Below are 14,775 nucleotides of genomic sequence, written 5' to 3'. Positions count from 1 at the left end.
CTACCTCTTTCAGGCCGATGTGAGGGCTCTCAGCTCTCTCAGCTCCGCTTCGCTGGGCGGCGGTGTCACCCCCACCCGGTCCGCGGTCCGCAGCCGCCACCCGGTCGCCCGGCGCACCTGCTCGACGGTGACGCCGGGGTGCACCTCGGTCAGGACCAGTTCGGCGGTCCGCGGGTCCGGGCGCAGCACGCCGAGGTCGGTGATGACGGCGACCGGGCCCCGGCCGCGCAGCCCGTACCGGGCGCGGTCGCCGGGGCCGCTGCCGTGGCCCAGGGTGGTGACGAAGTCGAGGCGCTCGACCAGGGTGCGCGGCGAGTGGCGCAGCGCGATCAGCACCTCGCCGCAGTGCGCGGCGATCTCGGGGGCGCCGCCCGCCCCGGGCAGCCGCCCCGGCGGGCGGCCGGCACCCCGGTCCACCTCGGTCGTGTTGATGTTGGCGTACCGGTCGAGCTGCGCGGCGCCGAGGAAGCCGACGTCGATACGGCCGCCCTGGAGCCAGTAGTTGAACATCTCGGTCACCGGGACCAGTGTGTCGGCGGTCTCGGCGAGCTCGCCGTCGCCGATGGAGAGGGGCAGCCGGGACGGCTTGGCGCCGATGGCGCCCGACTCGTAGATCAGGACCAGGCCGGGGTTGTGGAGGCGGCGGGCGAGGTTGGCGGCCGTGGACGGCAGTCCGATGCCCACGAAGCACGTCCGCGCGCCCGCGAGGGCCCGCGCCGCGCCGACCTCCATCAGCACGTCGCCGCCGAGGCGGCCCCGGCCCGGCCCGTCGCTCATCCGGTCACACACTCCTTGAGCCACTGCTGGAACACGTCGCGGTCCCGCGAGACGAAGTCCCACTCCCGGTAGTAGTCGTTGTCCCGCTCCGAGTACCCCGCGGCGTACGAGGGATGGGCGCCGCCCGGCACCCAGGCGACGGCGTCGACGACCCAGCCCGGCAGCACCACGCCTCCGGGGCGCGGCTCCAGCTGCTCGACGAGTTCCTCGACGGTGACGAGCACCCGCTCGGCCGCGAGGACCGCCTCCTTCTGCACCCCGGCCAGCCCCCAGAGCTGGACGTTGCCCTCCCGGTCGGCCTGCTGGGCGTGGATGACCGTGACGTCCGGGTTGACCGCGGCCACGGCGGCCAGCTCCTGCCCGGTGAAGGGGCAGTCGATGGTTGACAGCGTTGTCGTCCGGCGTCCCAGGTCGCTGCCCCGATAGCCGTTCAGCAGCGCGAACGGTAACCGGGAGGCGCCCGCCGCATAGCGGTTGGCCATGCCCGCGTGGCTGTGCTCGTCCAGCTCCAGCGGACGCGGCCAGCCGTTCTCGACCGCGTCGCGGAAGCGGTGCAGCGAGCCGACGCCCGGGTTGCCGCCCCAGGAGAACACCAGCTTCCTGGCCAGCCCCGCCCCGATGAGCTGGTCGTAGATCACGTCCGGGGTCATCCGCACCAGCGTGAGATCGGTGATGCCCTGCCGGATGACCTCATGGGCCGCCGCGAACGGAATGAGATGGGTGAACCCCTCCATGGCGACCGTGTCCCCGTCGTGGATCAGGTCGGCCACCGCCTCGCGCAGCCCTCGAATTTCGGCCATTGCTTCCCCCTGCCCTTCGCTTCCCCGTAGCGGTAGGGTCAGTGTTTAGTCAGTGCACTGAGTACCTACCGCTTCCGAAGCTAACGGGACGACTCGGACGGGTCAACACCCTTCGGGCGCTGAACACTTGACCGTACGCGGTTGACCGAAAGCGCTCGCCATGAGCGGCAGGACGAGAGGAACACGCCGTGTCCGCAGTCGACTTGAGCGGCCATCCCGGACATCTGGCCCGGCGGCTCCAGCAGGTCCACTATCTGCTCTGGAACACGATGGTCTCCGAGCAGACCACCTCCCCGCAGTTCGCCGTCCTCAACACGCTGGTCGCCTCTCCGGGCCTGGACCAGCGGACCGTCGGCGAGCGGGTGGGTCTCGACCGGTCGACCATCGCCGAGGTCATCAGCCGGCTGACCCGGCGCGGTCTGCTGCGCAAGACGCGCGACCCGCTCGACGGCCGGCGCTCCCGGCTCGCCGTCACCGACGAGGGCCGGGCCGTGCACCGTGAACTCACGGCCCGCACGGCCCGGATGAACGAGGTCTTCCTCGCCCCGCTGGCCCCCGCCGAACAGACCCTCTTCCTCGATCTGCTGCGCCGGGTCGCGGACGCGGCCGAGGGCTTCGGCGGCGTGGCCGAGGCGGCGGAGGCGAGCTGACCGGGGGGCTAGACCCCCTCCCGCCGCATCGGCGGCTCCTGCGGGGTCGGCCGTACGGATCCGAACAGCACCGCCTTGGCGATGCGCGGCGCGAACAGCGCGGACACCGGGTGGGTCAGATACAGCACGTCGCGGAAGACCCTGCCGACCGCCGGATCGCCGGGCGCGCGGGCCTCGACGCGCCCGAGGTACCACCCGGCGACCCGGTCGGCCACGGTGCTGCGCGCCGCGCTGCCCGACGCGGTCGGCATGTTCTTGTCCGACCCGGCCGAGATGTCCCACGCCTGGCGCGAGGCCGCGTACATCGCCTTCTGGACACGCTCTGTGGTCGGCGTACGGCGGTTCTCGCCGAGCGCGTCCCGCAGCGCGAGGGCGCTGAACGCGGCGACCGTCATCCCCTGGCCGTAGATCGGGTTGAAGACGCACTGGGCGTCGCCCGTGGCCAGGAACCCGGCGGGGCGACGGCCCGGGCGGTCGTAGCGGCGGCGGATGTTCGCGGTGGTGCGGTAGGCGAGCGCGGGCGCGTCGGCCTTGGCCGCGTCCAGCCAGTCGCGGGTGATCGAGTGCGGCAGCCGGTCGGCGAACTCCGTGAACCCCCGGTCGTCCAGCGGCGGTTCGGCGCCGCGCAGCCCCGAGAGCGTGACCATCCACCGGTCGCCCTCGGCGGGCAGCACGACCGCGCCGAACGTCTGGCCGGGGTTGGGCACGATGAAGTGGCCCCGCACGTCGCTGTCGCCGGATCCGTCCTCGTCCGCGCGGTAGAAGCGGGTCGCGTAGGCGAGGCCGGTCTCCAGGGTCTCCTCGACGGGCGGTTCGGCGCCGATGGCGGTCAGCCAGTCGGCGGCCTTGCTGCCGCGGCCGGACGCGTCGACCACGAGGTCGGCGGCGAGCCGCTGCGGCTCCCGGCCCACGGCGACGGCCGCCGCCCCCCGCTCGCGCAGCAGCACCCCGCGTACCCGCGAGGCGTCGCCGACCAGGCCCACGGTCTCGGTGCCCTGGACGACCTCGATCCGGGGGTTGGCCAGCACCCGGCGGCGCACCAGCCATTCGAGGAGCGGCCGGGTCGGCGAGATGAAGTGGGCGGTCTCCTCGGTGCGGCGGAACCAGCGCCCCGCCTGCCACTGCACCAGGTCGCTCGGCGCGCCGACGCGGGGCGCGCCGAGCGCCATCAGCTCCTCGCAGAAGCCGGGCAGCAACGCGTCGTACGCGCGTTGACCGCCCGGGATCAGCACATGGGTGTGGCGGCTCTGCGGCACCCCGCCGCGCGGCTCGGGGCCGTCGGGCAGCCGGTCGCGCTCGACGATCGTCACCCGGTCGGCGTGGTCCGCGAGCACATGGGCCGCGAGCAGCCCCGCCAGACTTCCCCCGACGACGACGGCGTGCCGCCCCCCGCCCCGGGACGCGCCCGTCCCGTTCACCGTGTCCACCAACGTAAGTCCCCTTGCTCGGCGCGATATCCGGCCGACCAGTATGACGCGCCGCGGGGCCCGGAACCTGCCTGAGCCATACGATTTGGCCCGATCCGGCCGCTCGCTCGGCAGAGGCCGGCCCAGCGAACGCACCGGCCCGTACACGCGGACCGGGCCGCCCCCGAGGGGACGGCCCGGCCGCACGCGTCGGATCGGTCAGGCCGTCAGGATCGCCGGGTCGCTGACGCCCGCCGCGCCGGTCTCCACATGTCCGGCGAACCGCCGCAGGAACACCGCGTCGGCGCTGGACACCACCGACACGTCGTACCAGCGCCCGCTCGCCGTCAGGTCGACCGTGTACTTGACGGTCGCGCCCGGCTGGACGTTGAGCGCCTGGGACGCGCCGCCGTACCCGTTGGTGACCGTGAGGCGGGCGCTGGAGGTGCCCGCGTTGGTCAGGGTCAGGTCGAGGTTGCCGGTGGCCGCGTTGTGCCGGGCGGTCACCTCGGGACCCGCGGTTTTGCCGGGGTTGCGGAAGGTGCGCAGGAACCCGTTGGGCCCGAAGACCGTGAGGTCGGTGGTGCCCTTGGAGTACGCGGTGTTCCAGGTGTCGGAGAGCGTCTTGCCCGCCTCGGTGGTGTACGTCCACGGCCCGTCGGTCCGGTTCGGGGAGGTCACCAGGAACTGCGCCCCGGCCGAGGCGCCGGCGCCGAAGGTCAGGGTGAACTTGCCGGTGGACACGTTCGCCGCCCCGTCCACGTACGGCGCGTACCGCAGCGGCCGCGTCCTGCGCGCGCCCCGCTCCTGCTTGGGCAGGCTGCCGGTCGCGGGCGGCACCGGCACGAAGTCCGGGTGGCGGTTGTGGTCCGGCGGCACATAGGCGGCGGTGGACGGCAGCGACGCGGGCGCGGTGTTCGACTTGCCGAAGTCGAACGCGGACGTCAGATCGCCGCAGATGGCCCGCCGCCAGGGCGAGATGTTGGGCTCCTGGACACCGAAGCGGCGCTCCATGAACCGGATGATCGAGGTGTGGTCGAAGGTCTCCGAGCAGTTGTAGCCGCCGGTGGACCAGGGAGAGACGACGAGCATCGGGACGCGCTGGCCGAGCCCGTAGGCACCGGCCGCGTGGCTGATGTCACCGGTGTAGTAGTCGGCCGAGGTCGAGACCGTGGAGAGGCCCTGGTTGGCCGAGGAGGGCGGGAACGGCGGCACGACGTGGTCGAAGAAGCCGTCGTTCTCGTCGTACGTGATGAACAGCGCGGTCTTCGCCCACACATCGGGGTTGGAGGTCAGCGCGTCGAGCACCTGGGAGATGTACCAGGCGCCGTAGTTGGCGGGCCAGTTGGGGTGCTCGGTGAACGCCTCGGGCGCGGCGATCCAGGAGACCTGCGGCAGCTTCCCGGCCTTCACATCGGACTTGAGGATGTCGAAGAAGCCCTGGCCCGCCTTGGCGTTGGTGCCGGTGCGCGCCTTCTCGTAGAGCGCGTCGCCGGGCTTGGCGTTGCGGTAGGTGTTGAAGTACAGCAGCGAGTTGTCGCCGTAGTTGCCGCGGTAGGCGTCGTTGATCCAGCCCCAGCCGCCGGCCGCGTCCAGGCCGTCGCCGACGTCCTGGTAGATCTTCCAGGACACCCCGGCCTTCTCCAGCCGCTCGGGGTAGGTCGTCCAGCCGTACCCCTTCTCGTCGTTGCCGAGGACGGGCCCGCCGCCGGTGCCGTCGTTGCCGGTGTACCCGGTCCACATGTAGTAGCGGTTCGGGTCGGTGGAGCCTATGAACGAGCAGTGGTACGCGTCGCAGATGGTGAAGGCGTCGGCCAGCGCGTAGTGGAACGGGATGTCCTCACGGGTGAGGTACGCCATCGTCGTGGACGTCTTGGCGGGCACCCACTTGTCGTACTTGCCGTTGTTGAACGCCGTGTGGCCGCCGGCCCAGTCGTGGTTGAGGTCCTGGATGAACTGGAGACCGAGGTTGTCCGCCTTGGGCCGGAACGGCAGCACTTCCTTGCCGCCGCTCTCCTGGTGCCAGACCGACTTGCCGCTGGGGAGCGTGACCGGCCTGGGGTCGCCGAAGCCGCGCACGCCCTTGAGCGAGCCGAAGTAGTGGTCGAAGGATCGGTTCTCCTGCATCAGGACGACGATGTGCTCGACGTCCTGGATGCTGCCGGTGCTGCCCTGCGCCGGGATGGCGGCGGCGCGGGCGATGCTGTCGGACAGCATGGTGAGGGCCGCGGTGCCGCCGGCGAGCTGCATGAACCGGCGCCGATTGAGTTCAGCCATGAGTGAGATGACCTCTGCAAGGGTGGGGGACAGAGCGACTGGAGTGTTCCAAGAACAGCGAGGAATACGGAAGACCCCGTGGCGTATCCGTGTCGCCCGGCGGTACGGAAGACGAACAGGACCCCGTCGTGGACGACGGGGTCCTGTCGTGTGTACGCGGGGAGTCCTGGCTGTGTACGCGGGGCCGCGAGGTCTCCTGTCTAGCGCGGCCGACGCACCTCCGCCTCCGTCTGCGTCTGCTCCTGCGCCTCGTGCCCGTGGCCCGAGCTCTGGATCTGCTTGTACTCCTCGACGGTGGCCTTGGGCACGTGCGAGCCCGGCCCGTACAGCGCCTTGGCGAGCTTGGCGCGCAGCCGCTGGGAGCGGCTGACCTTGCGGCGTACGCCGTTCCCGTCGACCTCCGGGCCCAGTTCGAAGGGCGCGGGCTGCTCGTGCTGGGTGAGCTTGTAGAGCTGGCCCTGGTCGAGCGGCTCGTGCACCTCCACGTACTCGCCGTGCGGCAGCCGCTTGATGATGCCGCTCTCCCGGCCGTGCAGCGCCTTGTCCCGGTCACGGAGCTGGAGTCCGTGGCAGATGCGCTTGGTGACGATGAAGGTGAGCACCGGCCCGGCGAAGAAGCCGATGCGGACGAACCAGGTGATCGAGTTGATCGAGAGGTGGAAGTGGGTGGCCCACAGGTCGTTGCCGCCGCCGATCAGACACACGAAGTACATGGCCAGCCAGGCCGTGCCGAGCCCGGTGCGGACGGGGTGGTTGCGCGGCCGGTCCGCGATGTGGTGCTCGCGTTTGTCCCCGGTGACCCACGCCTCGATGAACGGATAGGCGCCGATCGCGGCGAGCAGCAGCGGGAAGAGGGTGAAGGGGATGAGGACGCCGAGGGCGAGCGTATGGCCCCAGGCGTTGATCTCCCACCCCGGCATCACCCGGATCAGGCCCTCGGAGAAGCCCAGGTACCAGTCGGGCTGGGCCCCGGTCGAGACGAGGTCCGGCCGGTACGGTCCCATCGCCCACACGGGGTTGATGGTCGCCACCGCGCCCATGATCGTCAGCAGCCCGAAGACCAGGAAGAAGAACCCGCCGGCCTTGGCGGTGTAGACGGGCATCAGGGGCGCGCCGACCACGTTCTTCTCCGACCGGCCGGGCCCGGCGAACTGGGTGTGCTTGTGGTAGAAGACCAGGATCAGATGGGTGACGACCAGCCCCAGGATGAGTCCCGGCAGCAGCAGCACATGCGCCGAGTAGAGCCGCGGAATGATGTCGTGCCCGGGGAACTCCCCGCCGAAGAGGAAGAAGGAGATGTACGTACCGATCACCGGGATCGACAGGATCGCGCCGTCCGCGAACCGGATGCCGGTGCCGGAGAGCAGGTCGTCCGGGAGCGAGTAGCCGGTGAGACCGGTGATGAGGGCCGTGAACAGGATGGTCCAGCCGAACAGCCAGTTCAGCTCGCGCGGCTTGCGGTAGGCACCGGTGAAGAACACACGCATCATGTGCACCAGCAGCCCGGCGCAGAAGACCAGCGCGGACCAGTGGTGGACCTGACGGATCAGCAGCCCGCCGCGCACGTCGAAGCTGAGGTCGATGGTGGACTCGTAGGCCCTGGTCATCCGGACGCCGCTCAGCGGGGTGTACGAGCCGTGGTAGACGACCTCCACACCGCTCGGCTCGAAGAAGAGCGTCAGATAGATGCCGGTGAGAATGAGGACGAGAAAGCTGTAGAGGCAGATCTCCCCGAACATGAAGGACCAGTGGTCCGGGAAGATCTTGCGCATCTGGGTCCTGGCGATCGAGTAGATGCCGAGTCGCCCGTCCGCCCAGTCGGCCAGCTTCTCACCCTTCGCCGGCTCCGCCGGCCGCTCTGTGTCCTCCGTGCCACTCCTGATATCGGTACTCATGCGTCTCCCCCTCAGGCGTTCCATCCCTCAAGGCCTGTAACAGGGTAGACATCCGACCAGCCGGGCCAACAGCCCTTACCCGGCCGCGACTTGAGTGAGCCGGACCACTTGGCCATGGGCGGCGGGCGGTGGTCAGCCGACGGGACGGCCGTCGTGCGCGACGAACTCCCAGGTGGGCTCGGCTGCGAGGCAGCACGTGGGCGTGGATGCGAGCTCGGATGCGGCTGCGGGCATGACGGTGGCGTTCAAGTGTCGCTCCCCTGCGAGGTGTTCTGGATCGGGGTGGGGGTGGGTGACGTAACGACGGCGGCTCGCGACGCGGACCCGAGAATACCAACCGGAGGGTCTACTTCACTAGCGGCACCCCTCACATATCACCGCCACAAACAGGCCATACCACCCAATAGAGGAATCAACCACTGACCAAAAACAAGCAACAAGGTCGGATACTCGCTCCACTCACTCCACCACGGGCAGTGCGGCCAGCCGCTCCGGCGAGAGGGGATACCGCTGGGCGAGGGCGGCGATGATCTGGTGGGCCACGTCCCGGTCGGCCTCCGGGTCGGCCACTTCGAGCGCCGGAGTCCCCACGCCGGGCGCGAGCAGCTCGACGAGCTCGTCCCGTACGGACTGCTCGTGCACCCCGTACGTGCGCGCGTCGGCGAGCTGCTCGTCGACATAGCGGTGAACACGTTCCAGGCTTGCCCTGACCGGCCGCCCGCTGAACTCGGCCTTCACAACGGACTCGACGGACGCCTCCGGCCGCCCGGCGGGCGGCGCCAGCAGGGCGACCACGGCATCCTTCACATCGAGACGGGTCAGAAAGACGCTGACGACGGACATCACTGCTCCTGGCGGGCTCGGCACTGGTCGCGGCGCACGGGTCATGGGGGCGCCGTTCGTAGTCCGTGTGTATCGCACCGGGCTATAGGGAGACTCGCCCACCCGCCCACAGGGGGGGCCATTGGGCACGCGGCTGGTCGCACTGCCGCCCAGAAACGCAGAAAACCCCAGGTCAACTGGGGTTCTCGCTGGTGTCCGAGGGGGGACTTGAACCCCCACGCCCGATAAAGGGCACTAGCACCTCAAGCTAGCGCGTCTGCCATTCCGCCACCCGGACAAGGTGTCTGTCTCGCGGGCTTGTTCCCCGCGGCGACAGAGATAACTCTACCAGGGGTTTGAGGTGGCGTTCACCCGTATATCGCGTGGTCAGGCGGTCGGCGGGCCTTGGCATGAGTGGGGTTTCGGGCGAATCCGCCATTGATCGCGGGATCGGGGGCAGAGGGTGGCCGTCGGTGCACCCAGCGTGAACCTCGCAGGGTGCGCGTGCCGTGAGGGCGCGTCGGTCGGGGGGGCCGTAGCCCGGCCAGGTGATCTCGCGGCCGGGGTTGGCCGCCCGCCAGTCGGCGATCAGGCGGTCCGTGGCGAGCTCGGTGAGGGTGAAGTCCTCGACGATGACGTCCTCGGGGACACCGAGCAGCGTCAGCACGAGCGCGGCCAGCAGACCGGTGCGGTCCTTGCCGGAGGCACAGTGGAAGACGAGCGGCCCGCTGTCGGGTGCGGCGATCGTCCGCAGCGCCTCGCGCAGCTCCTCGACCCCGTCGTGGGCGACTTCCAGGAAGCGGTCGGCGAGGTAGCGGCCGGTCTCCACGTCCGCGCCGAGGCTCGCCTGGTCGTACGGGCGATGCTCGATGCTGAGGTTGCGGTACGTCAGCGAGGCGTGCTCGGGGACGCGTCCCTTGCCCTCGATCTCCCACGGGTAGCGCAGGTCGATGACCGTGCGGACGCCCAGATCCAGGAAGCGGTCCCAGTCCTCGTCCTGGAGCTTGCCCAGCGAGTCGGAGCGGAACAGCCGCCCCCATCGCACGGTCAGGCCGTCCTCGGTGCGGTAGCCGCCCAGGTCACGGAAGTTGTGCAGCCGCTCGAACCCGATGTGTCTGTTCACAAGACCGCACCCTACGGCCGTCCCGGCGGGCCCGGACCGTGGCGTGGATCACTGCGCACACCGCCGGGAATCGGGTGGTGGGGTGCCGCACGGGGTTGAGATCCTCTCGCCATGGCCGACTGGGCAACCTTCGCCGTCGTTCCCGAGAACGGCGACCACGAGCGGTACGAGCTGTACGAGTCCCGCTTCGGGGCAGCCGGGCTCGATCTCGATCTCCTGGCCGGCCCCGACGTCGTGCTGCCGTTCCTGCGCGCCCACGACCCGGCGCGCCACGGCTGGCGCGACGACGCCCGCTGCGAGGGCGCGGTCCTGGTCGACCCGCACCGCCGGGTGCTGCTCGCCTTCGTCTCGGACGGGCCGACCACCTGTATGCGGCACCGGGCCGCCGCGCTCGACCTGCTGCACCACGCCTGGCCCGGCTGGCAGGTGCGCTGGACCTACGACGGCCCGGCGGAGCTGCGCGCCTATCTGGGCCTGGACCCGGCCGCGGTGCGCGATCCACGGGGCGAGGTGAGCGCGGGCGCGGTGCTCGGGCCGGGAGAGGAGGAGCCTGACGAGGACGATCCGCTCGCCACGGTCGTCACCGTGGGCACCGACCGCTGCCATCTGATCGCCGCCACCGGCGACCACCCGGTCGCCGAGGGGCCCGCACTCCTGGACCGTCTCGACTCGGCGCCGGACCACGGCCGTTGCGAGCTGGCCGTGCTCTCCGGGATACACCTCGACCCGGCGCGCCGCCGGGTGGGCTGGTGGCTGCTGGGCGCGCAGGCCGGGGCGTACGAGATGGCGTCCCGCTGGCCGGGCTGGACGGTCGAGTTCTGGCAGGACCGGTGGCAGGAGCAGGTACGGGCGGCGGACGGCCTGTTCGCCCCGCCCCCGGTCGAGCGCGCCCAAGCCCTCGTCGACGTACGGGACGAGGCCCGCGAGCACTGGGCGGGCGGACGGGGTGCGACGGCGGGTGTCTCGGTGCGGGCCGCCGCGGCCGACGGCCCGCTGCTCGGCACCGGCTTCCTGCCCGACGTTCCGGCCGACCTCGCCCCGGCGGCCCTGCTCTCGGTGGACTCGGCCTGGCGCCGGGCCGTGCGGGCGGCGAAGGGGACGGTCTGAGCGGCGGCACACCGGCTGCCGCGGGACCGGTCACCTCGCCCCGGACACCGTTTCCCGGGAGGCCGGTCACCTCGCCCGGACACCGTTTTCCGGAAGTTCGGCCCGCAGGTCGCCGAGCGCGAGGAGCAGTGCGCCGAGGACGAAGGCGACCGACACCAGCAGTCCGTGGTCGTAGGCCGTGGCCCAGTCGCCGTGCGTCAGTTGGGCGAAGAAGACCGCCCCGACGGCCGCGATGCCGATGGCGGAGCCGACGCGCTGGCCGGTCTGGAGGGTGCCGCCCGCGCTGCCCGCCGAGCGGACCGGGACCCGGGAGAGCGTCAGTGTCTGGTTGGGGGCGATGACCAGGCCGCTGCCGAGCCCGGCGAGCAGCAGCGGGGCCGCCATCGCCCACGCCGCCGACCTGCCCGGGGCCAGCTGGACGGCGAGTGCCGTGCCGCCGAGGCCGGTGGCGACCATGACCAGGCCCACCGCGACCAGCCGGCGCCCGAAGCGGGCGACCAGCCGGCCGCCGATGGTGGCGGCGACGCCGGAGCCCACCGCGAACGGCGTGATGGCGAGGCCCGCGAGCAGCGCGCTCAGCTTGAGCCCGGCCTGGAGGTAGAGCGCGGTGATGAAGAAGATCGAGGTGAATCCGCCGAAGTAGAGCAGGATCAGGGCGCAGCCCAGCCAGTAGCCGCGCTCACGGAACAGGGCGAGGTCGACGACCGGGGAGGCACCCCGCGCGCTCTGGCGCCGTTCCCACCCCACGAAGGCCGCGAGCAGCGCGGCGGAGACGGCCAGGAGCAGCCACTTCTCGGGCCCGTGCCACTGCTGCGCCTGGACGAACGGCAGCAGCAGTGCCAGGACTCCGGCGCCGAGCAGCAGCACACCGACCGGGTCCAGGGCACGCAGCGGGACACGGCGGGCGGACGGGGTGTCGGGGAGGAGGCGCCGGGCCAGCACCAGACAGCCGACGCCGATGGGCACGTTGACGTAGAACACCCAGCGCCAGCCCTCGTGCGGGCCCGCCGCGTGGATGAGCAGCCCGCCGAGGAGCGGGCCCACAGCCGTGGAGATGCCGATGACGCTCCCGAGCATCCCGAAGGCGCGGCCGCGTTCGGCGCCGGAGAACATCTGCTGGATCAGGGCCGAGATCTGCGGCGAGATCAGGCCTCCGGCCAGGCCCTGGACGGCGCGGGCGGCCACCAGCCACAGGCTGGACTGCGCCGCCCCGCAGGCCGCCGAGGCGAGGACGAACAGAGCGAGCCCGGTCATGAACACCGCACGCCGCCCCCGGGCGTCCCCGATCCGCCCGGCCGGGACGAGGAACAGGCCGAAGGCGAGCGCGTACCCGGAGAGCACCCACTGCAGATCGGCCTCCGGGGCGTCCAGCGCCACCCGGATCGACGGCAGGGCCACATTGACGATCGACACGTCGAGCAGCGTCATGAACCCCGCCACCAGACACACCGCGAGCGCCCGCCAGCGGACCCGGTCGGCCAGGGTCCCGGCGGCGGCCGTACCGGCACCGCCCGGCCCGCCGTCGCGCCCCCCTTCGGAATGCGGAGCCACCGGCGGCCTTCTTTCTCGCGCCTTCTCACGGACAGTACGCAACGGTACGCATCCGCATGATGACCCAGGGGCACGACCGCCCGCGCCCTCCCGCGCCGCCGCGCCCCGCCCTTGTTACGACCCCTGGCCGTGGCGATCCGCACTCACGGGAGGATCATGGGATCAGGGGAACGACGCGAGGGCACCGCGTCCGGCCGCCGCGCCGCACGGGAACACCGGTGCGCACAGGAGGACCCATGACCGCCGAGCTGAAGACTCCCCGGTCCCGCTATCGGGAGCAGACCCGTGCCGAGATCAAGGCGGCGGCCCTCGACCAGCTCGCCGACGGCGGCGCCCAGGCCGTGGCGCTGACCAGGATCGCCAAGGACATGGGGCTGTCCGGGCCCGCGCTCTACCGCTACTTCGCCAGCCGCGACGAGCTGCTGGGCGATCTGATGCGGGACGCGTACGACGATCTGGCGCACGCCGTCACACACGCCCAGGGCGTCGGTGCGACCGATGCCCGTACCGCGCTGCACACCCTCGCCGACGCCTTCCTCGACTGGGCCACCCTGCAGCCGCACCGCTATCTGCTGATCCAGGGCACCCCGGTGCCGGGCTATGCCGCGCCGCCGGACACGCTGGAGCGCGCGCGGGCCGCCCTCGGCCCCTTCCTCACGGTCTTCGCCTCCGGGAATCCCGCCGAGGCGTTCGGCCCGACGGTCGAGGAGATGGCCGGGTGGCTGCGGGAGGACGCCTCGCTGGCCGCGTGGGTGGCGGAGCGCACCGGTCGCCCGCCGCACGACCCCCGGGCCGCGACGGCGCTGGCGGGCGCGGTGCTCGCCTGGTCGCAGCTGCACGGCACGGTGAGCCTCGCGGTGTCGGGCCAGTACGGCGGGATCGGCCACCGGGCCCGGACCCTCCTCATGGCCCAGGCCGACGCGCTGGCGGACGCGTTCAGGCTCGCGTGAACCGCGATCAACCCGTGGGGGAAGCGCGGCGGTTCGAGGCGGGAAACCCGTCCCCGCGGAGTGACGGGCTCAACCGCAGCGCCCCAGCTCAGAGTTGTTGCGTCTTCGACTAATCAAGGGAAAGAACTCATTGCGGTCTCGTTCATCCTCAACTCCTTGACGCCCCATTCGCCTCCCAGTTGACTTCCAGCCACCTCGGTCGCGAGGACGCGGCCATGTCAGGGAGGTCTCTCGATGAACACCCGTATGCGTCGTGCCGCCATATCCGTGACCGCCACCGCGATGGCCGTCTCTCTCGCCGCGTGCGGAAGCGCCAAGAAGTCCGGGGACGGCGTCAAGGACCCGGGGACGAAGAAGGGCGGAGCCATCAAGATCGGCCTTCTGCTCCCGGAGAACCAGACCGCGCGTTACGAGAAGTTCGACAAGCCGCTCATCGAGAAGATGGTCAAGGACCTCACGGCGGGCCAGGGCAAAGTGATCTACGCGAACGCGAAGCAGGACGCGACGACGCAGACGCAGCAGGTCGACACGATGATCACCAACAAGGTCGACGCGCTGATCGTGGACGCGGTGGACTCGAAGGCGATCGCGGGCGCGGTGAAGAAGGCCAAGGACCAGGGCATCCCGGTCGTCGCCTTCGACCGTCTGGCCGAGGGCCCGATCGACGCGTACACGTCGTTCGACAACGAGCAGGTCGGCCATGTGCAGGGCAAGGCCCTGGTGGACGCCCTCGGCACGAAGGCCAAGGACGGCCAGATCGTGATGATGAACGGCGCGATCACCGACCCCAACGCCGCGTTCTTCAAGAAGGGCGCGCACGCCGAGCTCGACGGCAAGGTGAACATCGGCAAGGAGTACGACACCAAGGAGTGGAAGCCGGAGAACGCCAACGCCAACATGGAGGGCGCGATCACGGCCCTGGGCAAGGACAAGATCATCGGTGTCTACTCCGCCAACGACAGCATGGCCGGCGGCATCATCACCGCCCTCAAGGCGTCCGGCCTGTCCAAACTCCCCCCGGTCACCGGCCAGGACGCGGAGCTCGCCGGTGTGCAGCGCATCGTCATGGGCGAGCAGTTCATGAGCGTCTACAAGCCCTACGTCCAGGAAGGCCCCGTCGCCGCGCAGATGGCCGTCGCCCTGGCCAAGGGCCAGCCACTGACCATCATCACCAAGACCACGGTCGACTCCCCCACGAAGAAGGCCATCCCCTCCGTGATCATCCCGATCGTCTCCCTCACCAAGGCCAACATCAAGGAGACGGTCATCCGCGACGGCGTCTATTCGACCGCCGAGATCTGCACGGCCAACGTCAAGGATGCCTGTGACGCGATGGGCCTGAAGTAGCCGCGAGGGCTCTCGGGCAGCCGCCGCGCCGGGGCCGTCGCCCGGCGCGGGAAGCCGAACCGACGCCCCT

General features: G+C 71.1%; 12 protein-coding genes and 1 tRNA gene. 4 read left to right on the top strand and 9 right to left on the bottom strand.

Annotated features, from left to right (window positions below; all coding sequences use genetic code 11):
• Positions 1-9: 9 nt before the first annotated feature.
• Together A8W25_RS28100 and A8W25_RS28095 are read right to left on the bottom strand one after the other, a co-directional pair.
• Positions 10-777 carry a CoA-transferase subunit beta gene (locus A8W25_RS28100; protein ID WP_067166506.1) on the bottom strand — a complete coding sequence of 256 codons (768 nt, stop codon included), beginning with the start codon at positions 775-777 and terminating at the stop codon, positions 10-12.
• Complete coding sequence (locus tag A8W25_RS28095) at positions 774-1,577, bottom strand: CoA transferase subunit A (protein ID WP_067166503.1); 804 nt, start codon at positions 1,575-1,577, stop codon at positions 774-776. Before A8W25_RS28095 ends, A8W25_RS28100 begins: the two co-directional genes overlap by 4 nt.
• Positions 1,578-1,765: 188 nt before the next feature.
• On the opposite strand from A8W25_RS28095, the gene A8W25_RS28090 reads away from it, so the two are divergent.
• Positions 1,766-2,227, top strand: coding sequence for a MarR family winged helix-turn-helix transcriptional regulator (locus A8W25_RS28090; protein WP_067166500.1), 462 nt, complete (start codon positions 1,766-1,768; stop codon positions 2,225-2,227).
• An 8-nt stretch (positions 2,228-2,235) separates the two neighbouring features.
• Here the strand turns inward: A8W25_RS28090 and A8W25_RS28085 are convergent, their stop codons facing one another.
• The 6 genes from A8W25_RS28085 to A8W25_RS28060 all read right to left on the bottom strand — a co-directional run bounded on the left by A8W25_RS28085 (position 2,236) and on the right by A8W25_RS28060 (position 9,750).
• Positions 2,236-3,657 (bottom strand): NAD(P)/FAD-dependent oxidoreductase, encoded by a 1,422-nt coding sequence (locus A8W25_RS28085; protein WP_067166497.1) that lies wholly within the window; start codon positions 3,655-3,657, stop codon positions 2,236-2,238.
• 195 nt (positions 3,658-3,852) lie between these two features.
• Positions 3,853-5,910 carry a phosphocholine-specific phospholipase C gene (locus A8W25_RS28080; RefSeq protein WP_067166494.1) on the bottom strand — a complete coding sequence of 686 codons (2,058 nt, stop codon included), beginning with the start codon at positions 5,908-5,910 and terminating at the stop codon, positions 3,853-3,855.
• Positions 5,911-6,110: 200 nt separating this feature from the next.
• Complete coding sequence (locus tag A8W25_RS28075; protein ID WP_067166492.1) at positions 6,111-7,805, bottom strand: cytochrome b; 1,695 nt, start codon at positions 7,803-7,805, stop codon at positions 6,111-6,113.
• Between the two features lie 459 nt (positions 7,806-8,264).
• Complete coding sequence (locus A8W25_RS28070; RefSeq protein WP_067166490.1) at positions 8,265-8,648, bottom strand: hypothetical protein; 384 nt, start codon at positions 8,646-8,648, stop codon at positions 8,265-8,267.
• A gap of 189 nt (positions 8,649-8,837) precedes the next feature.
• A tRNA-Leu gene (locus A8W25_RS28065) sits at positions 8,838-8,925 on the bottom strand.
• Positions 8,896-9,750 (bottom strand): tyrosine-protein phosphatase, encoded by an 855-nt coding sequence (locus tag A8W25_RS28060; protein ID WP_079126442.1) that lies wholly within the window; start codon positions 9,748-9,750, stop codon positions 8,896-8,898. The genes A8W25_RS28065 and A8W25_RS28060 overlap by 30 nt, the downstream gene beginning before the upstream one ends.
• A gap of 111 nt (positions 9,751-9,861) precedes the next feature.
• Between A8W25_RS28060 and A8W25_RS28055 the strand changes: the two genes are divergently transcribed.
• Positions 9,862-10,857 carry a hypothetical protein gene (locus A8W25_RS28055; protein ID WP_067166487.1) on the top strand — a complete coding sequence of 332 codons (996 nt, stop codon included), beginning with the start codon at positions 9,862-9,864 and terminating at the stop codon, positions 10,855-10,857.
• 66 nt (positions 10,858-10,923) lie between these two features.
• Here the strand turns inward: A8W25_RS28055 and A8W25_RS28050 are convergent, their stop codons facing one another.
• On the bottom strand, positions 10,924-12,408 hold the full coding sequence (locus tag A8W25_RS28050) for an MFS transporter (protein ID WP_079126441.1): 1,485 nt from the start codon (positions 12,406-12,408) through the stop codon (positions 10,924-10,926).
• A 236-nt stretch (positions 12,409-12,644) separates the two neighbouring features.
• Here A8W25_RS28050 and A8W25_RS28045 point away from each other — a divergent pair, with 236 nt between their 5' ends.
• Positions 12,645-13,358, top strand: coding sequence for a TetR/AcrR family transcriptional regulator (locus A8W25_RS28045; RefSeq protein ID WP_067166484.1), 714 nt, complete (start codon positions 12,645-12,647; stop codon positions 13,356-13,358).
• Between the two features lie 234 nt (positions 13,359-13,592).
• Positions 13,593-14,705, top strand: a complete 1,113-nt coding sequence (locus A8W25_RS28040; RefSeq protein WP_067166483.1) for a sugar ABC transporter substrate-binding protein — start codon at positions 13,593-13,595, stop codon at positions 14,703-14,705.
• Positions 14,706-14,775: the final 70 nt, after the last annotated feature.

Source organism: Streptomyces sp. ERV7, assembly GCF_001653515.1.
Classification (GTDB): domain Bacteria; phylum Actinomycetota; class Actinomycetes; order Streptomycetales; family Streptomycetaceae; genus Streptomyces.
This window is presented reverse-complemented; position numbering and strand designations above follow the sequence as displayed.